The sequence below is a fragment of the Roseobacter sp. MH60115 genome, from assembly GCF_015644665.1.
Classification (GTDB): domain Bacteria; phylum Pseudomonadota; class Alphaproteobacteria; order Rhodobacterales; family Rhodobacteraceae; genus Roseobacter.
Map to the genome: position 1 here is coordinate 704,582 of NZ_JADOBQ010000001.1, position 21,272 is coordinate 725,853.

The 21,272-nt window shown below is 61.6% G+C and carries 21 protein-coding genes; 11 read left to right on the forward strand and 10 right to left on the reverse strand.

The features are described from left to right. The first annotated feature begins 225 nt into the window (after positions 1 to 225). Positions 226 to 894: a DNA-3-methyladenine glycosylase I gene (locus tag ISX84_RS03330; protein ID WP_195818890.1), complete on the forward strand. Its 669-nt coding sequence runs from the start codon at positions 226 to 228 to the stop codon at positions 892 to 894. On the opposite strand, the gene arsJ is transcribed toward ISX84_RS03330, so the two are convergent. The 7 genes from arsJ to ISX84_RS23130 form a co-directional block, all read right to left on the reverse strand. Continuing rightward, a complete protein-coding gene (gene arsJ, locus ISX84_RS03335; protein ID WP_195818891.1) occupies positions 891 to 2,165 on the reverse strand; it encodes an organoarsenical effux MFS transporter ArsJ in 1,275 nt (424 codons plus the stop codon). The genes ISX84_RS03330 and arsJ overlap by 4 nt on opposite strands. After that, positions 2,162 to 3,160, reverse strand: coding sequence for an ArsJ-associated glyceraldehyde-3-phosphate dehydrogenase (locus tag ISX84_RS03340; RefSeq protein WP_195818892.1), 999 nt, complete (start codon positions 3,158 to 3,160; stop codon positions 2,162 to 2,164). The genes arsJ and ISX84_RS03340 overlap by 4 nt, the downstream gene beginning before the upstream one ends. Next, entirely contained in the window at positions 3,157 to 3,993 is an 837-nt protein-coding gene (locus ISX84_RS03345; protein WP_195818893.1) for an arsenate reductase/protein-tyrosine-phosphatase family protein, read from the reverse strand. Before ISX84_RS03345 ends, ISX84_RS03340 begins: the two co-directional genes overlap by 4 nt. Positions 3,994 to 4,100: 107 nt before the next feature. Then, a complete protein-coding gene (locus tag ISX84_RS03350; protein WP_195818894.1) occupies positions 4,101 to 4,532 on the reverse strand; it encodes a universal stress protein in 432 nt (143 codons plus the stop codon). Beyond that, positions 4,529 to 7,147: a TRAP transporter permease gene (locus ISX84_RS03355; RefSeq protein WP_195818895.1), complete on the reverse strand. Its 2,619-nt coding sequence runs from the start codon at positions 7,145 to 7,147 to the stop codon at positions 4,529 to 4,531. Before ISX84_RS03355 ends, ISX84_RS03350 begins: the two co-directional genes overlap by 4 nt. Before the next feature lie 116 nt (positions 7,148 to 7,263). Continuing rightward, positions 7,264 to 8,232, reverse strand: a complete 969-nt coding sequence (locus tag ISX84_RS03360; RefSeq protein ID WP_195818896.1) for a TAXI family TRAP transporter solute-binding subunit — start codon at positions 8,230 to 8,232, stop codon at positions 7,264 to 7,266. A gap of 34 nt (positions 8,233 to 8,266) precedes the next feature. Continuing rightward, the gene (locus ISX84_RS23130; RefSeq protein WP_195818897.1) at positions 8,267 to 9,130 is read right to left on the reverse strand and encodes a MurR/RpiR family transcriptional regulator; all 864 of its coding nucleotides are present in this window, start codon (positions 9,128 to 9,130) and stop codon (positions 8,267 to 8,269) included. Between the two features lie 113 nt (positions 9,131 to 9,243). Here ISX84_RS23130 and ISX84_RS03370 point away from each other — a divergent pair, with 113 nt between their 5' ends. Beyond that, the gene (locus ISX84_RS03370) at positions 9,244 to 10,560 is read left to right on the forward strand and encodes an aspartate aminotransferase family protein (protein ID WP_195818898.1); all 1,317 of its coding nucleotides are present in this window, start codon (positions 9,244 to 9,246) and stop codon (positions 10,558 to 10,560) included. Positions 10,561 to 10,566: 6 nt separating this feature from the next. On the opposite strand, the gene ISX84_RS03375 is transcribed toward ISX84_RS03370, so the two are convergent. Then, a complete protein-coding gene (locus tag ISX84_RS03375) occupies positions 10,567 to 11,355 on the reverse strand; it encodes a nitroreductase family protein (RefSeq protein WP_195818899.1) in 789 nt (262 codons plus the stop codon). 94 nt (positions 11,356 to 11,449) lie between these two features. Between ISX84_RS03375 and ISX84_RS03380 the strand changes: the two genes are divergently transcribed. The 6 genes from ISX84_RS03380 to ISX84_RS03405 are packed head-to-tail and all read left to right on the forward strand — an operon-like array spanning position 11,450 to position 16,262. Continuing rightward, complete coding sequence (locus ISX84_RS03380; RefSeq protein ID WP_195818900.1) at positions 11,450 to 12,211, forward strand: succinate dehydrogenase/fumarate reductase iron-sulfur subunit; 762 nt, start codon at positions 11,450 to 11,452, stop codon at positions 12,209 to 12,211. After that, positions 12,211 to 12,555 (forward strand): succinate dehydrogenase, encoded by a 345-nt coding sequence (locus ISX84_RS03385; protein ID WP_195818901.1) that lies wholly within the window; start codon positions 12,211 to 12,213, stop codon positions 12,553 to 12,555. Before ISX84_RS03380 ends, ISX84_RS03385 begins: the two co-directional genes overlap by 1 nt. After that, complete coding sequence (sdhC, locus tag ISX84_RS03390; protein ID WP_195818902.1) at positions 12,552 to 12,890, forward strand: succinate dehydrogenase, cytochrome b556 subunit; 339 nt, start codon at positions 12,552 to 12,554, stop codon at positions 12,888 to 12,890. The genes ISX84_RS03385 and sdhC overlap by 4 nt, the downstream gene beginning before the upstream one ends. Next, a complete protein-coding gene (locus ISX84_RS03395) occupies positions 12,890 to 14,644 on the forward strand; it encodes an L-aspartate oxidase (RefSeq protein WP_442800610.1) in 1,755 nt (584 codons plus the stop codon). Before sdhC ends, ISX84_RS03395 begins: the two co-directional genes overlap by 1 nt. Next, positions 14,641 to 15,597, forward strand: coding sequence for a fumarate hydratase (locus ISX84_RS03400; RefSeq protein WP_195818903.1), 957 nt, complete (start codon positions 14,641 to 14,643; stop codon positions 15,595 to 15,597). Before ISX84_RS03395 ends, ISX84_RS03400 begins: the two co-directional genes overlap by 4 nt. Continuing rightward, positions 15,594 to 16,262: a fumarate hydratase C-terminal domain-containing protein gene (locus ISX84_RS03405; RefSeq protein ID WP_195818904.1), complete on the forward strand. Its 669-nt coding sequence runs from the start codon at positions 15,594 to 15,596 to the stop codon at positions 16,260 to 16,262. The genes ISX84_RS03400 and ISX84_RS03405 overlap by 4 nt, the downstream gene beginning before the upstream one ends. Positions 16,263 to 16,265: 3 nt before the next feature. On the opposite strand, the gene ISX84_RS03410 is transcribed toward ISX84_RS03405, so the two are convergent. Both ISX84_RS03410 and ISX84_RS03415 read right to left on the reverse strand, forming a co-directional pair. After that, positions 16,266 to 17,009, reverse strand: coding sequence for a sulfite exporter TauE/SafE family protein (locus ISX84_RS03410; protein ID WP_195818905.1), 744 nt, complete (start codon positions 17,007 to 17,009; stop codon positions 16,266 to 16,268). Further along, complete coding sequence (locus ISX84_RS03415) at positions 17,006 to 17,917, reverse strand: LysR family transcriptional regulator (protein ID WP_195818906.1); 912 nt, start codon at positions 17,915 to 17,917, stop codon at positions 17,006 to 17,008. The genes ISX84_RS03410 and ISX84_RS03415 overlap by 4 nt, the downstream gene beginning before the upstream one ends. A gap of 151 nt (positions 17,918 to 18,068) precedes the next feature. Here ISX84_RS03415 and ISX84_RS03420 point away from each other — a divergent pair, with 151 nt between their 5' ends. From ISX84_RS03420 to ISX84_RS03430, 3 genes are all read left to right on the forward strand, one after another. Next, positions 18,069 to 19,043 carry a Bug family tripartite tricarboxylate transporter substrate binding protein gene (locus ISX84_RS03420; RefSeq protein ID WP_195818907.1) on the forward strand — a complete coding sequence of 325 codons (975 nt, stop codon included), beginning with the start codon at positions 18,069 to 18,071 and terminating at the stop codon, positions 19,041 to 19,043. Between the two features lie 95 nt (positions 19,044 to 19,138). Beyond that, positions 19,139 to 19,630 (forward strand): tripartite tricarboxylate transporter TctB family protein, encoded by a 492-nt coding sequence (locus tag ISX84_RS03425; RefSeq protein ID WP_195818908.1) that lies wholly within the window; start codon positions 19,139 to 19,141, stop codon positions 19,628 to 19,630. Then, on the forward strand, positions 19,627 to 21,141 hold the full coding sequence (locus ISX84_RS03430; RefSeq protein WP_195818909.1) for a tripartite tricarboxylate transporter permease: 1,515 nt from the start codon (positions 19,627 to 19,629) through the stop codon (positions 21,139 to 21,141). The genes ISX84_RS03425 and ISX84_RS03430 overlap by 4 nt, the downstream gene beginning before the upstream one ends. Positions 21,142 to 21,272 lie beyond the last annotated feature (131 nt).

The window sequence follows — 21,272 nt, forward strand, 5'->3', positions numbered from 1 at the left end:
GCATCAGCCGACCTGTCTCAGCAGCGGGCGGGGCATGTGCATCCTGCGGTTTTCGAGCGTTTGGATCATGTCGCTACACTCTTGCACAGGCGGGGTGGTTGCAAGAGGCAGTGACTGGCGCAGATATCTGGGGTGCGATTTTTGCACAAGCCCCTGTGCCACAATCATCATTTCGCGGGCGCTTGGGCAGCGCTAGACTGGTGCGCCAGCAAGACGGAGGATCGGATGCGGACATTGGACGAGATACTGGCCATCAGCCTGGAGAGAAAAGGCTCTGAGGACGCGATTTTCGCAGGACTTGAACCGACGAAGACCGCAACCGAGCTGGCGGCGACACCGGATGACCGCTGGCTGGCGGCGATGTCGCGCGCGATTTTCAACGCCGGGTTCAACTGGAAGGTGGTGGAGACGATGTGGCCGGGGTTCGAGACCGCGTTCAAGGGGTTCGACCCCGGTGCCTGCTCCATGATGGATGACGATTGGTTCGATGCGCTGATCACCGATACCACGATTGTGCGCCACGGTCCGAAAATCCGCGCGGTGCAGGAAAACGCAGTTTATGTGCGGGCGCAGGCCGAGGCTCACGGCAGCTTTGGCGCGTTTGTCGCAGGCTGGGGTCCGGATGAATTCTCGGGGCTACTGGCGCATCTCAAATCCGGCGGCACCCGGCTGGGCGGGATGACCGGGCAGTATTTTCTGCGGTTCATGGGTGTGGATGGCTATATGCTGTCGCAGGACGTGGTGACGCGTTTGATTGCCGAAGGGGTGATCGACAAGCCACCAACCTCAAAAGGGGCCATGAAGGCGGTGCAGGAGGCGTTTTCCACCTGGCACCACGCCTCCGGACGGTCGTTGAAAGAGATCAGCCGGATCTTGGCCACCAGTACCGGTTAGGCATTGCCTTTGGCTGCCTGGCCGGTTTCCACCGCCCGTAGACGGGCCGCGCCAAAGGCGCTGAGTGCAAGCAGCGCAGCGGCCGTTCCCAGACAGAGCGGCAGGCCACCGATCTGATAGCTGGCCCCAGACAGCACGGTACCCAGCAGCCGCCCGGCGGCATTGGCCATGTAGTAGAAACCCACGTCCATCGTGACTCGCTCGCCCGAGCTGAAGGCGAGGATGAGATAGGAATGCAGCGCTGAATTGACCGCAAAAAGCGCGCCGAATACCAAAAGCCCACCGATCAGCGTGGCCGTCAGCCAGCCGGTGGGTTCCGGCGTGACATAGGTGAGCAGCGCCAGACCTGCCGGGAGAATGACCAGCGCCGCAACCCAGCTGCGGGCGTTGCGGATGATCTCGGCTTCGGGGCGTGATTTTGCTTTCAGCAGTTTCGGGGCTGCGGCCTGAACCGCCCCGTAGAGGATGATCCAGAGGGCCATGAAACTGCCGATGGTGAAGAAGGCGGCCCGATTGCCTACCTCCGTGCCATCGGAGAGCACCGCGTAAAAATAGATCGGGATGCCGACCACGAACCAGACATCGCGCGCGGCAAAGAGGAAGACGCGCGCAAAGCTCAGCCAGTTGACATTGGCGTTCTTGGAGAAAACCTCGCGGAATTTCGCATCCTTGCGGCCCGTGGGCAGCCCCGCGGGCATTTTCAGGACGATCACAAACAGGATCAGCGCCAGCACCGCCGCCATGCCCAGCACCGCGCCTTTGAGCCCAACCCACCCCAGCAGCACCGCGCCGATGAGAAAGCCCAAGCCCTTCACGGCGTTCTTGGAGCCGGTCAGCAGCGCCACCCAGCGAAAGAGCCCTCCCTGTTCGGCAGGGGCCAGCAGTTTGACGGCGGATTTCGCGCTCATCTTTGAAAGGTCCTTGGCCACACCGGATGCGCCCTGCACGGCCATGACAAAGACCACAGAGGCGGCGACCGTCCAGTTTGGGTCAAGCTGGGCAAGGGCCACCAGCGCGCCGACCTGCAGCGCGAGACCGGCGTAGAGTGTCGAGGTCAGGCCAAACCGCGCCGCGATCCAGCCCGCGCTGAGGTTGGTGACCACGCCAGCGATTTCGTAGAGCACGAAGAGATAGGCCAGTTGCACCGGCGAAAACCCCAGCGTGTGAAAATGCAGCAGCACCAGCATGCGCAGCGCGCCATCGGTCAGCATGAAGGCCCAATAGGCCGCCGTCACTGCCACATAGGCCGCACCTGCATGCGGGGTGCTCATAGGGAAGCGCCGACCATGAAGGCCACATCCGCCAGCCGGTTGGCATAACCCCATTCGTTGTCATACCAGACGTAGACTTTCAGCTGGGTGCCATTCACCACCATGGTCGAGGGCGCATCCACGATCCCGGAGCGGGGATCATTCGTGTAATCCGTGCTGACCAGCGGGCGGGTTTCATAGCCCAGAATGCCTTTCAGTTCAGCATTCGAGGCGGCCTCAAAGAGGCCGTTGACCTGATCCACCGTTGTTTCCCGCTCCAGCTCAAAGACACAGTCGGTCAGCGAGGCGTTCAGCAGCGGCACGCGCACCGCATGGCCGTTGAGGCGACCTGTCAGCTCCGGATAGATCAGTGTGATCGCCGTGGCGCTGCCCGTGGTGGTGGGGATCAGCGAATTCAGCGCGGACCGCGCGCGACGCAGGTCCTTGGCGGGGCGGTCCACGATGGTTTGCGTGTTGGTGACATCGTGGATCGTGGTGATCGAGCCGTGTTTGATGCCAAGATTCTCATGCACCACCTTGACCACCGGCGCGATGCAGTTGGTTGTGCAGCTGGCGGCTGTCACGACCTGGTGCTGCGCTGGATCATAGACGTCGTGGTTCACGCCATAGACGATGTTGGCGGTCGGGCCATCCTTGACCGGCGCGGAGACCACCACCTTTTTGATGCCCGCGGCGAAATAGGGGGCAAGGGCGGCTTCGGTCTTGAAGGCGCCGGTGCAGTCGATCACCACATCCACACCGTCCAGCGGCAGGGCCGCCAGATCGGTTTCGCCGTGCACGGGCAGACGGGTGCCGTCGATGGTGATACTGTCCTCATCGGCGGCGAAATCCGCAGGCCAGCGGCCGTGCACCGTGTCGAATTCCAGCAGATGCGCGTGCATCGCTGGATCACCCACAGCATCGTTGATCCAGGCGATCTTTGCGCCGCGCTCCAGCAGGGGGCGCAGCGCCAGTTTTCCGATCCGGCCCAGGCCATTGAGGGCGTAAGTTGTCATGCAGGGGTTCCTTCCAGGTGGTCCGCGCCAAGATCATCAATGGCGGCTTGCAGTGAAATGGCATCCAGTGTGTTGATGGGCAGCGCGGCAAAGGCCTTTAGCCGGTTGCGCAGCGCGCCATAGGTCTGTTGAAAGGCGAGCCGACGTTCGGCGAGGCTGCCGCTGGCCTTGACCGGATCGGGCAGCCCCCAATGGCCGCTGATCGGCTGACCCTCCCAGGAGGGACACTCCTCATTGGCGGCCTGGTTGCAGACGGTAAAGACAAAATCCATGCGCGGGCTCTCGGGGCTTTGAAACTCCGACGTATGCTTGGATCGTAACGTCGATGTGTCATGCCCCTTGGAGATCAGCATCTCCACCGCCAGCGGGTTCAGCTCGGATGCGGGCAGCGTGCCGGCGGAATAGGCGTTGAACCGGGATCCATCCAGATCGCGCAGAATGGTTTCGGCAAAGATCGAGCGGGCGGAATTGCCGGTGCAGATGAAGAGAACGTTGTAGCGGGTATCGGTCATCTTTGGTGCTCCTTTGGCGAGAGGGGGGCACAACTCCGGTCGGCCCCTGCAGCAGTCAATGAAGAGGAAATCGATCAGCTCCCCCGCCGCGCCGGGTGCGGCACGGTAAAGCAGCGAAGTGCCTTGCCGGTGCTGGTGGATCAGGCCCGCATCCGTAAGAGCCGCGAGGTAGACGGAGGTCGTGGACGCCTTGAGAGATAGGGCGTTGGCAATTTCACCGGCGGGTACCTCATCCGGATAACGCCGCATCAGCAGACGAAAGACACTCAGCCGGTGCGGGTGGCTGAGGGTGGTCAGGCGAAGAAGCGCGTCTTTTTCCATATTTCATGAATATATGAAATATAGATCTGCGCAAGGCTGATCTGCGGTGGGGTCAAAGAAAAACGCGCCCCTTTTGGAGCGCGTTTTAGAGGTTAAAGAAGGAGCAATCAGCGGACGACGTGCACGCTGCAATTGGAGTGCCGAACAACCCGGGCCGCGTTCGGACCCAACAGGTAATCCTTGAAGTCCGGCTTATGGGCGCCGATCACGATCAGCCCGCAATCCGTCTCCCGCGCCACATGCAGGATTTCCTCATAGGCGTTCCCGGTTGCCACCACATGGCGGACCATCGCATCCACATCCGCGCCAATGCTTGCGGTGATTTCGTCACTCAGCAATTGCCGCGCCTCGGCAACGGCCTTTTCGTGGTGGTCGGCGTCGAAGAAACTGCCCACGATGCTTTCGCCGAAATCGGGCACAACCGTCATCACGTCGAGCGATGCGCCGTCGAGGTCGGCGAGCTTTTTGGCCACGCGCAGAACCTCCGCGTCCTGGCCTTTGTGGCTGACATCGATCGCGCAGAGAACTGAACGGCTCATGCGGGGACTCCTTCCTGTTTCTCTTCTTTGCCCGCGCGGCCGCGCTGCAGCAGGACGATCAGCCCGAGGAACAACAGCGCCGGCAGGAACATCAGCTCCTTGGGCATCTGGTCTGCCGGGGCTTTCACGGCTTTGACGGTCACGAATTCGTCGCCGTAGAAGTCATAGCCCTGGAAGGTTTCCGCATAGGGTGTGCCAAAGAGCGGCTCTTCCAAGGCGATCTCGTCACCCTCTTCGACGGTCAGCAGGCCGTAGGTTTCCATCCGGGTGCCTTCAGCTTCTTCGCCGATGGGCACCAGCAGCGTGGTTTCCTTGGTCTCGCCGGTATCGAAGTCAGGGCCGCTGACGATCACCCTGAATTCACGACCCACCGGGGCGCTTTCCACCTTCTCGGCAAAGTTGGCCGGGGCGATATCCTCAAACGGAGGCTGCAGGCGGTCCATGAAGAAATCCGGCCGGAAGAGCATGAAGGCGATGAACACCAGGGCGACGCTCTCATAGATGCGGCTGCGGGTCAGGAAATAGCCCATGGTGCCTGCGGTGAAGACCAGGATCGCGATGGTTGCCGTGATGAAGACCAATATCCCTTGGGCCCATCCCACGTCGATCAGCAGAAGATCCGTGTTGAAGATGAAGACAAACGGCAGGGCAACTGTGCGCAGGGAATAGAAGAACGCAATGAAGCCGGTGCGGATCGCGTCGCCGCCCGAGACGGCGGCAGCGGCGAAACTGGCAAGCCCCACGGGTGGCGTCACATCCGCCATGATCCCGAAGTAGAACACAAAGAGGTGCACCGCGATCAGAGGCACGATCAGCCCCGACTGCGCGCCCAACTCGACAACCACCCCGGCCATCAGCGACGAGACCACGATGTAGTTCGCCGTGGTGGGCAGCCCCATGCCCAAGATGAGGCTCAGGAGCGCCACCATGATCAGCATCAGGATCAGATTGCCGCCCGACAGGAACTCCACCAGGTTGGCCATGACCTGTCCCACACCGGTCAGCGTCACCGTGCCGACGATGACACCGGCGGTGGCCGTCGCAAGGCCGATGCCGATCATGTTCCGCGCCCCGTCGATCAGGCCCTGCAGCAGGTCCACGACACCGTCGCGGAACGCGTTCACCATATCGTTTTCACCGCGGAAGATGGACTTGAGCGGTTTCTGCGTAAGCAGGATGAAGAACAGCAGCATGGTGGCCCAGAAGGCCGAGAGGCCGGGGGATTTCTGTTCGATCATCAGGAAGTAGACCAGCACGATGATCGGCAGCAGATAGTAGAGACCCGCCTTGTAGATTTCCCCGATGACCGGCAGTTCGACATGTTCGGCGTTCGGATCGTCCGGCATGAGGTCCGGCACCTGTGCGGCCAGCGCCAGCAGCAGGATGTACACGCCACAGACAATTGCGGTCATGATCAGCCCGGCGGAACTCGGCGCCCAGGCGGTCACGGCCTCGACGGGGAACTGCGAGCCATAGCAAAGCCCCGCAAAGACGAGGAAGAACGACAGCATTCCGACAACGGTTTTCACCATGGACACCTCGCGGTCGCCCAGGGTCGGCATGTTGTTCTTCACCGCTTCGAGATGCACGATGTAGACCAGCGCGATGTAGGAAATCGTCGCGGGCAGGAAGGCGTGAGTGATCACCTCGACATAGGAAATGCCCACATATTCCACCATGAGGAAGGCCGCAGCCCCCATGACCGGCGGCATGATCTGGCCGTTCACCGAACTTGCCACCTCAACCGCGCCACCCTTCTCTGACGAGAAGCCTACACGTTTCATCAGCGGGATGGTGAAGGTGCCGGTGGTGACCACATTCGCGATGGAGGAGCCGGAGATGAGGCCCGTTGCGGCAGAGCCGACAACAGCCGCCTTCGCTGGACCACCGCGCAGATGACCCAGCGCGCCGAAGGCCATCTTGATGAAGTAGTTGCCCGCGCCCGCCTTATCGAGCAGGGCGCCGAAGAGCACAAAGAGGAAGACGAATTTCGTGGAGACCCCGAGCGCGATGCCAAACACCCCTTCGGAGGTGATCCACATGTGGCTCATCGCCTTTTGCAAGCTCGCACCTTTCCAGCGGATCACGTCCGGAACCGCCTGCGAGGCGCCGAAGAAGACGTAGAGCAGGAAGATCGTGGCAATGATCGCCATGGCAGGCCCGAGCGCGCGGCGCGCGCCTTCAAAGAGGATGATCAGGCCCACAAGCGCAAACCACTTGTCGGTGTCATCGGCGAGGCCGCCGGAATTCACGATCTTGTCGTAGAAGATATAGCCGTAGAGCGCGATGAACGTGCCCCCGAGCGCCAGGAGCCAATCGTGGATCGGAATGTAGTCGCGCGGGCTCGACTTGAACATCGGGTAGGCCATGAAGGCCAGGAAAATGGCAAAGGCCAGGTGGATCTGGCGCGAATTGTTGATCACGGAGCCGGGCAGCAGCTGATTGGACAGCGGCGAGGCCAGCATCACCTGAAACAGCGACCAGACGATTGCGACAATCGCCAGAAAGGTGCCGACGGACCCGGCCGGATTACGGGCCCCTGCGTCCGACGAGGAGACGAGGTCCTGAAGTTCTTCTTCGGTCAGCGCACGGCCGCCGCTTGTCTTATCTGCCATTTAACTGTCTCCCTGACGTGCCGCGTTATTTTTGGATGCGGCTTTTTGTCGTTTGGTGTGCCCTTTGGCGGGCTTCAAGGGGCGGCGAACCGCCCCTCGCGTTGGCATAGGTGGGTTTACTCAACCCAGCCTTTTTCCTTGTAGTATTTCGCAGCACCGGGGTGCAGCGGCGCGGACAGACCGGCTGTCGCCATTTCTTCCGCTGTCAGGTTGGCGAAGGCCGGGTGCAGCTTTTTGAAGTCTTCAAAGTTGTCAAAGACTGCAGCGACAACCGCGTAGACCGCATCTTCCGAGACGCTCGCGGAGGTCACGAAGGTTGCGCCCACGCCGAATGTGGCTACGTCATCATCGGTGCCGCGATACATGCCGCCGGGGATCTTGGCGGAGCGGTAGTAGGAGTTGTCACCGATCAGCGCGTCAATCTCGGCACCTGAAACTTCAACCAGCACGGAATCGCAAGCTGTTGTGGCTTCCTGGATGGAGCCCGAGGGGTGACCGACGGTGTAGATCATCGCATCGATCTGGTTGTCGCAGAGTGCTGCCGACTGCTCCGCCGCCTTCAGTTCGGAGGCCAGAGCCAGATCGGATGTGCTCCACCCCATCTTCTCCATCACCACTTCCATGGTGCCACGCTGGCCGGAGCCGGGATTGCCGATGTTGACCCGCTTGCCTTTCAGATCGGCAAAGGTCGAGATGCCGGCATCGGCGCGGGCCACCACGGTGAAGGGTTCGGGGTGCACGGAGAACACCGCCCGCAGATCTTCGAACGGGCCCTGCTCCTCAAAGCGTGAGGTGCCTTTGTAGGCGTGGTACTGCCAGTCGGATTGGGCCACACCGAACTCCAGCTCGCCCGCGCGGATCGTGTTGATGTTGTAGACCGATCCGCCCGTCGACTCGACGGAGCAGCGGATGCCGTGTTCCTTGCGGCCCTTGTTCACCAGACGGCAGATCGCGCCACCGGTCGGGTAGTAGACCCCGGTGACACCACCCGTACCGATGGTGATGAATTCCTCCGCCATGGCAACCGGCGCCGTCAACATCGCCAGTGCCGCACCCGCGGCGGTCATTTTCAATCCATTGAACATTTTTGTCTCCCTTATTTGGATTATGAGTCGTAGGTTAGCCGTCTGACACTTCTTGTAAACGGCGGTTATTCTGTTCCACCTCGGCAATGCGCTGCCGCGACGCCTCGCCCCCGATGCGTGCCAGAAGGCCCATCAGGGTTTCGACGAAGAAAAGCGATGCCGTGTAGGAGGAAAAGAAATGTGGTGTCTTGGAAGGGGTGATGAACCCGGCTGCTGCATATTTAAGCGCCGGGCAGGTGTGGGTGTCGGTGATCACCACCACAAAGCACCCGTTTTCACGCGCCAGTTCCGCGGCCCGTGCGGCGCGGGGTGAAAAGGGGGCTTGCGTGATCACGATCACCACGTCTTCTTCGTTCAGCCCGGCGAGACCTGCTCCCAGCGATGCGCCCATCCGCCCGGCCAGGCTCCAGTTGTCAAAAAGCAGACCCGCCATATAGGTCAGATGTTCCGCGACACCGGTTGAGCTCAGCGCGCCGAACACCATGACCGTGCGGGCCGCGTGCAGTTTCTGCACCGTCTCCTCCAGCTGGGAGGCGGGCAGGCTGCCGGCGAGGGTCTCGATGTTGCGGACGCAGGCTGCCGCAAAGCTTTCCGGGAAATCGAGTTGGCCTTCGTTTTGCAGCGTGGACAGCTGCTGCTCGCGCGGGGTGGCGCGGTTGACGCGGCGCCCGATGGAAGTGCGCAAATCCCCCCGCAGCGCGCCAAAATCCTTATAGCCCAGGGCCCTTGCGAGGCGGGAAAAGGACGCGGGCGCGATATCGCTTTGCTCGGCCACAGACCGCAGGGAGCGGGTCGCAATATCAATCTGGTTCTCGACAAGGTAATCTGCGGCCTGTTTCAGCTTGCCGCTGAGGTCGTCATAGCTCGCAGATATCCTGATATCGAGTGGTCCGTCCACGCAGGCTCCCCCAGCCGTCACGAATCCTCAGAAGAGGATTCATTTGTTTCAGCGCATTGTCAACGAAGGCTCCATATGTTTCACAATTGGCAGCGCAACAAGGGAGATTTCGAATGTCACATGTGTTTGCCCGGCACTCTAGGACCAATCTTCGACGGGCGTCTATAGGTAAAGGCGCGTACCTCTATGACGCTGATGGCAAAGAATATTTTGATGGATCGGGCGGTGCGGCGGTGTCCTGTCTGGGACATGGCGACCCGGATGTGATCGCGGCGATTCAGGCGCAGGTGGCGCAGCTGGCCTATGCGCATACAAGCTTCTTTACGTCCGATCCGGCGGAAGAATTGGCCGACCGGCTCGTCAAAGACGCACCCGGCGATCTGGACAAGGTCTACTTCGTCTCCGGCGGCTCCGAGGCGGTGGAGGCGGCGCTGAAACTCGCGCGTCAGTATTTCGTGGAAATCGGCCAGTCCGATCGGCGGCACTTCATTGCGCGGCGGCAAAGCTATCACGGCAACACCCTTGGCGCGCTGGCCACCGGCGGCAACGTCTGGCGCAAGCAGGCCTTTGCGCCGATCATGGTGGAAACCTCGCTGATCTCGCCCTGCTACGCTTATCGCGGCCGGCAGGAAGGTGAGAGCGCGTTCGACTATGGCCAGCGCGTTGCGAACGAGCTGGAGGCGGAATTGCTGCGTCTGGGGCCCGAAACGGTGATCGGTTTCGTGGCTGAGCCCGTGGTGGGCGCCACCCTTGGTGCCGTGCCGCCGGTTGAGGGCTATTTCAAGCGCATCCGGGAGATCTGCGATCAATACGGCATCCTGCTGATCCTTGATGAGGTGATGTGCGGCATGGGGCGGACCGGCAGTCTGTTTGCCCATGCGCAGGAGGGGATCACCGCCGATATCGTGACCATCGCCAAGGGGCTTGGTGCCGGGTACCAGCCCATCGGGGCGATGATGTGCACCGACAAAATTCATCAGGCGATTGCCGATGGGTCAGGGTTCTTTCAACACGGACACACCTACATCGGTCACCCCACGGCTTGTGCGGCGGGCAATGCGGTCCTCCAGAAACTGACCGGAGGGTTGGTCGAGCGTTGCGCGGTGATGGGGGAGAAATTGCAGTCCGCCCTGCAATCCGAGTTTGGCCAGCATCCGCATATCGGAGACATTCGGGGCCGTGGGCTGTTTCGGGGCCTGGAGATCGTCGAGGACCGCGCCAGCAAACAGCCCTTCGATCCGGGGAAGGGCATCAACAAGCAGATCAAACAGACGGCCATGTCGAACGGGCTCGCCTGCTACCCGATGGGCGGCACGGTCGATGGCCAGACCGGTGATCACGTGCTGCTGGCACCGCCCTTTATCATCGAAGACGCCCATGTGGACGTGATCGTCACGAAACTGAAAAAGACCTTCGACGAGGTGCTGTGATCCGCGTCACTCCAGCGTGAAGCCGATGCCGCGGAGGAAGGCGGCAAAATCGGTGCGCTGGGGGGCGGCGTACATCTTCGCCTTGGCCTCGGACCATACCGGACCATCTTGCCCGTCCAGACGGCGGGTGTCGTAGGATTTGATGTCTGCCTCGGTGATATCCGAAAACCGGTCGCGATGGACGGTCTTGGACAGGGGCAGGCGGGCGCTGACGCCCGGTGCGGCGCTGGGGTATCCCACGGCCATGCCCGCCACCGGAAAGACGTGATCCGGCAGGGCCAGCAGGTCTTTGACCTGCGGCAGATGATTGCGAATGGTGCTGATCGGGCAGCACCCCAGCCCCGCCGCCTCCGCTGCCGCCATGAAGAAGGCGAGGGCAATTCCCGCATCGACACTGGCATTGAAGAACGCGTCCAGGTGATCGTTCGGGAAGGGTTGGTCATGCATCATCTGCACCTGGCGCTGACGTCGGTTGTTGGCCAGAAACACGACCATTGCCGGGGCCTCGGCGATCCAGGCTTGCGCATCAAGCAGCGATTTCAGCGCCGCCAGCAGTTTCGGGTCGGTTACGATGAGAATGTCGCGCTGCTGCAAGTCGCTCTTTGAAGGCGCGCAAAGTGCCAATGCGCTAAGTGTTTCCAGCACGTCCGGTTCAACCGTTTGACCGGTAAAACTGCGGCAGGACCCGCGCGTGGCCAAGGCGTTTAACGCCGGGATTTTGGCCAGACCCTCGGGGACCTTCGGCGTCTCGCCAAAGCGCCGGATAAGGGCTGCGGAAAGCGCGGTTTCAGACATCGAAACACCTGCAATTATAGTAAGAAATACTTACAAGAAACATAAGTACATATTCCTTCTCGTTAGTTATTCTGGCGGTTATACCATAGGCGCAATGGAACCGGTCACAAGTCAGGAAAGCGCATTGGACGGGCAAGGCGGCACTCTCGAAGTCTCGGTCTGGCGCGGCACGTCTCAGGGCGGCGGTTATCAGCGCTTCGAGGTTCCCGCGCTCGAAAACCAGACAATCCTTGATGTGGTGTCGTGGATACAGCAATACGTGGATGCGACCCTGACCTACCGTTTTGCCTGCCGTGTGGGCATGTGCGGATCCTGCGCGATGATGGTGAACGGGCAGCCGCGCTGGACCTGCCGCACCCACGTCAAGAAAGTGCTGAAGGCCGGAAAGGTACAGATCGGACCTTTGCGAAACCTGCCTGTGATCAAGGACTTGGCGGCGGATATGGATCCGTTTTTCGACAAATGGGTGGCGGCCGGGGGTGCCCACGCGCCCAGTGCCACGCGGGACGATCCCATCCCGCCAGTCGATCCCGAAGACGCAATCCGCGTGGAGGCGAGCGCAGGCATAGAATGCATCAATTGTTCCATCTGCTATGCGGCCTGTGACACGGTGGCCGGCAATCCGGACTACCTCGGCCCGGCCGCGCTGCAACGCGCCTGGACGCTGTTGAATGACGCGAAACACGACGCGCGTGACCAGATCCTCGACGCGGTGTCGGGTGCGGGTGGCTGTCACAATTGCCATTCCATGGGCAGCTGCACGACATTCTGTCCCAACGACCTCGATCCGATGTCCGCCATCGCCGGGCTCAAGCGCGAAACCACGCGCGCATTCTTTCGCAAGGGGCGCCGCTGATGCTCGATCTGCGCCTTTATATGCTTCAGCGGATCACGGCCCTGATCATGGCGCCGCTGACGCTCGGGCATATCGCCGTGATGATATACGCCGTGCAGGGCGGGCTGACGGCTGCGGAAATCCTGGGGCGTACGCAGGGTTCCGCCTTCTGGTTTCTGTTCTACGGCAGTTTCGTGCTCGCGGTTTCCGTGCATGCGGCCATCGGTCTGCGCGTGATCCTGCATGAGATGGCTGGTCTGAAAGGCCGATCACTGAGCGTGGTGAGCTGGGGCATCGCAGCTGTGCTGCTGGCCATGGGCACACAGGCGTTGGTCGCGGTGACATGGCCGGGGGGCGCATCATGAGCTACGCGCGGGCACATCCGCTTTGGCTGGCCTTCGTGCTGCACCGGGTCTCCGGCCTTGCGCTCGCGCTGTTTCTGCCGCTGCATTTTTGGGTTCTGTCGCTTGCATTGACCCGGCCCGAGCGGCTCGATCAGTTTCTCGGTTTTACCGAGCAGCCTGTGGTAAAACTGGCGGAGTTTGGTCTTATCTTCCTGCTGGCCGTGCATATGTTTGGCGGGCTTCGATTGATGGCGATGGAGTGGCTGCCCTGGTCCGCGCCGCAAAAGACGCTGGCCGCCGGAGCCGTGGGCGTGGCGGTTCTGATCTCCGGCACCTTCTTCCTGCAGGTGGTGTGATGATGCAGATCGACCGGCATGACACTGATATCCTGATCCTAGGCACAGGCGGCGCAGGGCTTTTTGCCGCGCTGCATGCGCAACAGTCAGCGCCCGAAGGGACGAAGATCACCATCGCCGTGAAAGGGTTGATCGGCAAATGCGGCTGTACGCGCATGGTGCAGGGCGGCTACAATGTGGCGCTGGGGGGCGGCGACACGGTCGAGCGGCATTTCATGGACACGATTGAGGGCGGTAAGTGGTTGCCCAATCAGGACATGGCCTGGCGGCTCTGCGAGCAGGCGATTGTGCGCATCCGCGAGCTGGAAAATGAGATCGGCTGTTTCTTTGACCGCAATCCCGACGGCACGCTGCATCAGAAAGCCTTTGCCGGGCAGACGGCGGACCGCACGGTGCACAAGGGCGATCTGACCGGCATCGAGATCATCAACCGGCTGATGGAGCAGGTGCTGAGCCGCCCCGTCGAAAAGCTTCAGGAACACCGCGCGATTGGTCTGATCCCGACAAAGGACGGCAGCGCGCTGGCGGGTGTGCTGATGATCGACATGCGTACGGGGCGGTTCCGGTTCGTGCGTGCCAAGACGGTGCTGATGGCGACGGGCGGTGGGCCGACAATGTACAAATACCATACGCCGAGCGGCGATAAGACCATGGATGGCCTCGCCATGGCGCTGCGTGTGGGCCTCCCGCTGCGCGATATGGAGATGGTGCAGTTCCACCCCACTGGTCTTTTGGCGGGTGAGCACAGCCGCATGACTGGCACGGTGCTGGAAGAGGGCTTGCGCGGCGCGGGCGGGCAGCTGCTGAATGCCGCCGGACAGCGTTTCATGTTTGACTATGACGCAAAGGGCGAACGTGCGACCCGCGATGTGGTCAGTCGCGGCATCTACGCCGAGATGCGCAAGAGCAACGATCCCGATCAGGTGGGTATGTTCATTTCCATGGCGCATCTGGGGCCCGAGAACGTGCGCGCCAAGTTCAGGGGGATGGTCAAACGCTGTGAGGACAGCGGCTTTGATCTCGCGGGCGGGCTGGTGGAGGTGGTGCCGACGGCGCATTACTTCATGGGTGGCGTGGTGGTCGATGTGGACACGCGGACGGCGCTCGAAGGTCTGTATGTGGCGGGCGAAGATGCTGGTGGCGCGCATGGGTCGAACCGGCTTGGGGGCAACGGTGTTGCGAACTCGACCGTCTATGGTGGCATTGCGGGTGACACGATGGGCGCGGATATCCGGGGGATGGCCGCCTTGCGTGACCCGGATGAAGAGGTTCTGGCCGCTGAAGTCGCCCGTGCGACCCGACCGCTCTCACAGGCACCTGATCTGGTGCAGCCCCTGCGCACCCAGTTGCAGGAGTTGATGTGGGAGGAGGTTGGCGTCATGCGCACGGCGACAGGGATGCAGCGGGGACTGGACAAGATCGCGACCATTCGCAATGACCTGATGCAGGTCGGTGTCGCGCCGGACAATCTGGCGTTCAACTTGACCTGGCACGATTGGCTGAACATGGCGAGCCTGTGTGATATCTCTGAAGTGATCGCCAAGGCGGGGGGCGCGCGGGAGAACTCGCGCGGCGCGCACTACCGCGAGGATTTCCCAGAGGCGGGGGCTATGGAAGCGTCCTACTTCACGGTTGCTCAGAAAGAAGGTGACGACATCAACGTCACCAGAGAAGACGTTGATTTTTCAATTGTTCGTCCCGGCGAGAGCATCCTCCCGGAGGGCGAGCCTGAAACACTGGTGGCGGCACAATGATCCCGATTGATCTTATAGAGACGACGGCAGAAACACTGATGGACAAAGCCGCCATTGAGATCCCGCAGGATTATCTCGACGGGCTAAAGGCGGCGGCTAGGAACGAAGACGGCGATCTGTCATCCTTTGTGCTCAAGGCCATGCTGGAGAACTACGAGGCCGCCAAGGAAGACCGTCGTGCGATGTGCGGCGACACCGGTGTACCGCGCTGGTTTGTAAAGCTGGGCAATGAGGCGCGCATCGAAGGTGGCTTTGTTGCACTGGAGGCCGCGCTGCGCCGGGCGACCGCCACGGCGACGACCGGCGTGCCTTTGCGCCCGAACCGCGTGCATCCGCTCTGGCGAACCGACCACAACAACAATGTCGGCATCGGCGCGCCGGAAATTGAATACGGGTTTGAACCCGAAGGCGACTGGATCGATCTGATCACCGTGCACAAGGGCGGGCTCTTTGGCACCGACTACCGGATGCTGTTTCCCTCCGACGGGATCGAGGGGATCAAGCGCTTCTATCTGGATAGCCTGGTGGCGTTCGGCAAACGCGGTTTGGCCTGCCAACCGGCGATCATCGGGATTGGGCTGGGCGGGTCGAAAGACACCTGCATGGTGCTGGGCAAGCGTGCCTCGGTCCTGCGCACCGTAGGCAGCCGCAACTCCGATCCCAAGATTGCGGCGATGGAAGATGAGTTCAAGGAGCTGGGCAATTCCATCGGCATGGGAGCCATGGGGTTTGTTGGTAAAAACATGGTGATAGACTGCAATATTGAAGTGGGATATTGCCACACGGGCGGCATGCAGATGTCGGTGCATGCGTTTTGCCTGTCGTCGCGCCGGGCGGTTGCGCGCATCTTCCCCGATGGTCGTGTCGAACACCGCACGGACCCGGATTGGTTCACGCCGTACCAGCGCCGTGAGACCATTGAATGGGATCCGGTGCGGGAGGCGGCAGAATGAAAATCCGCGAAGTCACGCTCTCCACCACCCCGACCGCAGAGGCGGTGGCCGATTTGCGGCTGGGCGATATCGTCTATCTCGATGGGCTCATCTATACAGCGCGCGAAGGCGTCTACATGCGCGCGCTGGAGGGGCAGGCCAACATCCCCATGGAGCTGCCGTCGCAGAGTGCCGCGAATTTCCACTGCTCGCCCGCCGCAGTGATCCGAGAAGATGGCTCGTTTGATCTGGGCGCGGTCACGGCCACGGCGAGCTTCCGCTTTGCCAAGTGGCTGCCGGAGTGGATTGCCAAGACGGGTGCGCGTCTGATCATTGGAAAAGGTGGCATGTCCTCCAAGGATTACAAGGAATACTTCGTCCCGAATGGCGCGGTGTACCTTTCGACCGTGGGCTACGGCACCGGCGCGCTGCTGGGGCGCGGGGTCGAGACCGTCGAGGCGGTGCATTGGCACGAGGAGTTGGGCATCGCGCAGGCGATGTGGGTGATCCGGGCGCGGCGGATGGGTCCGTTTATTGTCGCCTCTAATATGCAGGGCGAGTGTCTGTTTGAGCGCGAAAACGCCAAGATCGCCGAGAACCTTGATCGAGTCTACGAAGGCACTAAACCGGCGGTCTTGAAACGCTATGGCGAGACAGATGATCGGTCTGACGAGGTGATTGGCTAGGACCTAGAGCAGTTCGCGCAGGAGCAAGACGGCGCCTGACAGAAAACAAACCGCAATCAGCAACCGTCGGAAGACCGCGTCCTCCAAGCGACGGAAGACGAGGATGCCCGCTTGCGCTGCCACAAGCGCTGTCGGCAGGGCGATGCTGGCGTAGATCAGCGTTTGGGCATGGTAGGCGCCGTTCCACGCCAGCAGGAGCGCGGAAAGCCCCAACACCACGACGTTGAAAGGTTGCAGCACCGCACGGGTCTCATATCGGGGCCAGGCCCGCATCGAACACCACATGGTCGGCAGCGCACCGGAGAGCGAGGCCGCGCCCCCCAAGATGCCTGCGAAAAACCCGACCGTACAGTCGATCACCGGGGTCGGACGGTCGATTTTGGGCAGAGTCCGGCGCAGGGTGAAGAACCCGCCGTAGAGGATCAGGAAGGCGGCAATCAGCAGCTTCAGGGCCGACACATCCACCTGTTTCAGCGAGGCAATGCCCAGCGGGATGCCGAAGAGGGCGGGCAAAAGGAAGCGCGCCAGACGCCGGGGGTTGTTTGCGATGGCGTGGCGCACGATCCAGAGCCCTTGCAGACCGCTGAAGACGGAGATCAGCAGGGTGATCGCGACAGCTTCCAGCGCGGGCATGACGCTGAGGAAAAAGCCCAGTGCAAACAGAGCGGTGCCGAACCCCGCAAGCCCGTTGATAAAGCCGCCCGCGATCGCTCCGATCACCAGATAGAGGATGTCGGCATTGTTCATCCGTCACGCTCTTGTGCGCCGGGGTTGCCGAAAACGCCGATCTTGACCGATTCCAGACATAAGTGGTGCAGCGCGGTCAGCACCGGGCCAAAGGCCGTGTCCTGCGGAAAGGCCAGGCCAAGTTGGCGCACCGGTGCGTCGGCGCCCAGCGACAGGCGCTTGAGCGGCAGAGGGTTTTCAACCTGGACGGACCTCTTTGGCGCGATGGCCACACCGAGTTTTGCAAAAACCATGCTGGAGATCGCCTCAAGCCCGTCCAACTCCATCGCCTCGCTGACCTTGATGCCCTTTCGTTGCAGCCAGCTTTCAATCATCCGCCCGACCACCGCATCCCGGTTGAAGCGGATGAACGGGTATCTCTCCAGCAAATCAAACGGATCGTCACTGTCGATATCGCGCGACGCGAGGAGCTGTAGCGGTTCAGCCGCAATTTCGAGGAAATTCAACCCGTTCGGGAGCAGATCGGGGCGGGTGATGATGGCCGCATGCAACGCGCCGCGTTCAAGCTGCGAGACAAGCTGGTTGCTGAGGCCCGGGAACAGACGGACGCGCACCTGAGGATAGTCGGCGACCAGCATTGAGATGGCTGACGGCACCATCGTGGTCAGCGTCGTCGGCAATGCGCCGAGGCTGATGTCTCCGCTCACGCCACTTTCACCCAGGACCGAAGGCAGCATCTGATCATAGGCGTTCACCACCTCGCGCGCCCTGACCACAAGGGCACGGCCCAACGGGGTCAGCTCGGGGGTGCGGCGCGACCGGTCAAAGATCTGAATGCCCCAGGTCTCCTCCAGTGTGCGCATCTGCTGGCTGACGGCGGCGTGGGTCACGTGCACGGCATCTGCCGCCGCGCTGAATGTCGTGTGATCGTGCACGGCGATCAATGTCCGAAGCATACGTATGGACATTCGGCAAGCGGCCTTCTGTTCAGAAAACTTACGAGAACTGTAACTTATTATTACTTCTATAAAGCATGTCTTAACGTTACCAATTGTCAAGGGTGCCGTCGGCTTGGCCCGGAACGGTCCGGAAACAAGACACGACTGGGAGGAAAAACGGATGACATTCAAGACACTCGGTGCGGCTTGCGCCTTGACCCTCGGCCTGGCGGGGGTCGCTTTGGCGGAGTATCCCGAGCGGCCGATCAACATGGTGATCCCCTACGGCGCAGGTGGCGCCACGGACATTTCGGCGCGCACGATTGCCGAGCCGCTGGGGGCGGCTGTGGGCAAGCCGCTGGTCATGGCGAATGTCACGGGCGCGGGCGGGGCCACCGGCTCTGTCGCGGTGCAGAACGCCAAGGAAGACGGCTACACGATGCTCTTTGCGCGCGTCGGCTCGCATTCGGTGAACCCGGCGATGAAAGCGACGCTGCCCTATACGCTGGATGATTTCCGCTTTGTCACGGTCTACGAGATCAACCCGGTGGCCTGCGCGGTCAGCCCGTCATCTGGCATCACCTCGATGGAAGATCTGATCGCGAAGGTGGATGAAGGGGGCGTGACCTATTCCTCCTCCGGTGTCGGATCGCTGCTGCATCTGGCCGCCGTGATGGTGCTGTCGGAGTTCGGTGTCGAAGAACCGCTGACCAAGACCACACATATCCCGCAAAAGGGCGGCGGTGCTGCAGCGACAGCGGTGCTGAACGGCACGGCAACGTTCCTCTGCACCAACTCCTCCGCCATCGCGAGCTTTGTCGCCAACAAGCAGCTGGTGCCGCTGATGGTCACCACGGCAGAGCCGGTGGCCGGGTTCGACGTGCCGACAGCCGCTGATCTGGGCAAGCCCGCGCTGCACCAGCTGGTCGGCTGGACGGGCATTGCCGGGCCGGACGGTCTGCCCGATGATGTGGCGGACAAATGGGGCGCCTGGATGGCGGCCGCGACGGAAGATGCAGAGTTCCTGGAGAAGATGACATCGCGCGGGTCCGTCATTGAACTGATGTCGCCCGAAGACGCCAATGCCTTCATCGAAGGGCAATACAATACCTTCCGGAAACTTGTTGACGATCTGGGCATGAGGATTGAAGGCTAGGTCCGAGGGCCGCAATGCATGCTACATGGAAACGCCGGGCACTGTCTCTGCCCGGCGTTTTTTCTTGAGACCCGGAACGGGCGAGAGGAGGACCGATGACACAAAGGCAGGTGCAATTGCGGCTGGGCGTCGGCGCGCTGCTGGTCGCGGTTTTTCTGGCTGTCTATGCCATTCCTGCCTGGGTGTCTTCGCCCAGCAATGTGGGCAATGTCATCCTGTCACCGTTATTCTGGCCCTACGCGCTGGCGGGCTTCACCGGTCTGGCCGGGCTGGGGTTGGTGTTTTCGGGCCTGCGGCATGAGGACACCGACACGCCCGTCAACGCTCCCAGCGAAAACCCGAATGCCGCCTGGCTGCGGCTGGCCGGTATGGCGGTGATCATGGGGCTGACCATGACTGCCCTGCCGCGTCTGGGCATGGTGCTGACCTCGATGCTGATCTTTGTCGCCACCGCCTTTCTGGTGCGCACGCGCCATCCGGTCACAGCCGTGGTCTGCGCGGTGATCATCCCGTTGGTGCTTTACGCGTTTTTCGCCCATGTCGCCGGGGTCGCGATCCCGCAGGGCAACATCCTGAGGCTGCCATGAGCTTTCTGGACAGTCTTGCGGCGGGCCTCAGCCTGGTCGGCAATATCGAGAGTTTTCTGGCGCTTTTCATGGGTGTGGCCATCGGTGTGATCGGCGGGGCGATCCCGGGCATGTCCGCCACCATGGCCGTGGCGCTGACCTTGCCCTTTACCTTCGCGATGCAGCCGATCACCGGTATCCTGCTGCTGCTCGGGGTCTACAAGGGTGGCATTTTCGGCGGCTCGATCCCGGCAATCCTGATCAAGACGCCGGGCACGCCCGCGTCCTCGGCCACGATCCTCGATGGCTACCCGATGGCTGAGAAGGGCGAGGCGGGCCGCGCGCTTGGCATGGCGCTCTGGGCCTCCTGCACGGCGGATGTGATCTCCAACCTCTCGTTGATCCTCTTCGCGGGTTGGCTGGCCTCCTTCGCACTCAGCTTTGGACCGCCCGAGTTCTTCACGCTCATCCTCTTTTCCCTGACCATCATCGCCGGTGTCTCGGGCGAAAGCCTGTTACGCGGGGCACTCTCGGCGCTGCTCGGGTTGCTGTTGGCGACCATCGGGCTCGATCTGGTCTATGGCACCAACCGTTTCACCTTCGGCGATCCGAACATGATGGGGGGGCTGAATTTTATTGCCGTGCTGATTGGCCTCTTCGCCATCCCGGAAATCCTGGCCATGGTCTGGCATCCCACGGCGCATGTGGGCACGGCGCGCAGCCTTGGCAAGAACTGGGTCAGCTTCGCCGACTACCGCCGCAGCTTCAAATCCATCGTGCGGGGCAGCTTCATCGGAGTGTTTCTCGGCTCCATCCCTGGTATCGGCGCTGCCCCTTCCGCCTTCCTGAGCTATTCTGAAGCGCGGCGCACGTCGAAGAACAAGGAGACCTTCGGCAAGGGCGAGGTCGAAGGCGTCGCCGCCTCTGAGGCGGGCAACAACGGGGTGGCCGGCGCCACGCTGATCCCGCTTCTGGCGCTTGGCGTGCCGGGCGATGTGATCACCGCGATCATCATCGGGGCTTTCATGATCCACGGGCTGCAACCCGGTCCGATGATGTTCATCCTGAACGTCGATATCATCTACGGGCTCTTTATCGGGCTGATAGTCAGCTCGGTCTTCCTGTTCCTGATCGGCACCGTCGCCATCCGCGGGTTCAAATACGTGGCTGACATCCCCAAACGCATCCTGATCCCCGCCGTATTGGTGCTCTGCATCTATGGGGTCTTTGCAGTCAACAACAACATCTTTGATGTGGGCGTGATGTTCGTCATGGGCTGGGTCGGTTTCATGATGGTGCGCTATCACATCCCCGCCGCGCCCTTTCTGATTGCCTTCATTCTCGGTCCGCTGCTGGAGGATAACTTCCGCCAGTCGATGCTGATGTCGGGCAGCGACCCGTCCATTTTGGTGCGCGGCCCGATCACATGGTTCTTCTGGGCGATGACCCTACTGACCATCATCGCGATTGTGCGGGCAGGCGTGCGGGCGGTGAAAGGCACGCCAGCCCTGACGCCAAAGGTGAAGGACTGAGGCGCGGGCGGGCCAACGTGGCACGTGACGCAGGAAAACCACATTGGCGGCATTTTGCCGGCGTTCACGAGGTAAACTGAAATTGTGATTTGGCGGCAGGCGCGGGTTTCGTGCAGGCTTGGCAGGATACG

Excerpts from the sequence above, each read along its gene's own strand:
- ISX84_RS03330 (WP_195818890.1), top strand. The coding sequence starts at position 226 with ATGCGGACATTGGACGAGATACTGGCCATCAGCCTGGAGAGAAAAGGC.
- arsJ (WP_195818891.1), bottom strand. The coding sequence starts at position 2,165 with ATGAGCACCCCGCATGCAGGTGCGGCCTATGTGGCAGTGACGGCGGCC.
- ISX84_RS03340 (WP_195818892.1), bottom strand. The coding sequence starts at position 3,160 with ATGACAACTTACGCCCTCAATGGCCTGGGCCGGATCGGAAAACTGGCG.
- ISX84_RS03345 (WP_195818893.1), bottom strand. The coding sequence starts at position 3,993 with ATGGAAAAAGACGCGCTTCTTCGCCTGACCACCCTCAGCCACCCGCAC.
- ISX84_RS03350 (WP_195818894.1), bottom strand. The coding sequence starts at position 4,532 with ATGAGCCGTTCAGTTCTCTGCGCGATCGATGTCAGCCACAAAGGCCAG.
- ISX84_RS03355 (WP_195818895.1), bottom strand. The coding sequence starts at position 7,147 with ATGGCAGATAAGACAAGCGGCGGCCGTGCGCTGACCGAAGAAGAACTT.
- ISX84_RS03360 (WP_195818896.1), bottom strand. The coding sequence starts at position 8,232 with ATGTTCAATGGATTGAAAATGACCGCCGCGGGTGCGGCACTGGCGATG.
- ISX84_RS03370 (WP_195818898.1), top strand. The coding sequence starts at position 9,244 with ATGTCACATGTGTTTGCCCGGCACTCTAGGACCAATCTTCGACGGGCG.
- ISX84_RS03375 (WP_195818899.1), bottom strand. The coding sequence starts at position 11,355 with ATGTCTGAAACCGCGCTTTCCGCAGCCCTTATCCGGCGCTTTGGCGAG.
- ISX84_RS03380 (WP_195818900.1), top strand. The coding sequence starts at position 11,450 with ATGGAACCGGTCACAAGTCAGGAAAGCGCATTGGACGGGCAAGGCGGC.
- ISX84_RS03385 (WP_195818901.1), top strand. The coding sequence starts at position 12,211 with ATGCTCGATCTGCGCCTTTATATGCTTCAGCGGATCACGGCCCTGATC.
- sdhC (WP_195818902.1), top strand. The coding sequence starts at position 12,552 with ATGAGCTACGCGCGGGCACATCCGCTTTGGCTGGCCTTCGTGCTGCAC.
- ISX84_RS03395 (WP_442800610.1), top strand. The coding sequence starts at position 12,890 with ATGATGCAGATCGACCGGCATGACACTGATATCCTGATCCTAGGCACA.
- ISX84_RS03400 (WP_195818903.1), top strand. The coding sequence starts at position 14,641 with ATGATCCCGATTGATCTTATAGAGACGACGGCAGAAACACTGATGGAC.
- ISX84_RS03405 (WP_195818904.1), top strand. The coding sequence starts at position 15,594 with ATGAAAATCCGCGAAGTCACGCTCTCCACCACCCCGACCGCAGAGGCG.
- ISX84_RS03410 (WP_195818905.1), bottom strand. The coding sequence starts at position 17,009 with ATGAACAATGCCGACATCCTCTATCTGGTGATCGGAGCGATCGCGGGC.
- ISX84_RS03415 (WP_195818906.1), bottom strand. The coding sequence starts at position 17,917 with ATGTCCATACGTATGCTTCGGACATTGATCGCCGTGCACGATCACACG.
- ISX84_RS03420 (WP_195818907.1), top strand. The coding sequence starts at position 18,069 with ATGACATTCAAGACACTCGGTGCGGCTTGCGCCTTGACCCTCGGCCTG.
- ISX84_RS03425 (WP_195818908.1), top strand. The coding sequence starts at position 19,139 with ATGACACAAAGGCAGGTGCAATTGCGGCTGGGCGTCGGCGCGCTGCTG.
- ISX84_RS03430 (WP_195818909.1), top strand. The coding sequence starts at position 19,627 with ATGAGCTTTCTGGACAGTCTTGCGGCGGGCCTCAGCCTGGTCGGCAAT.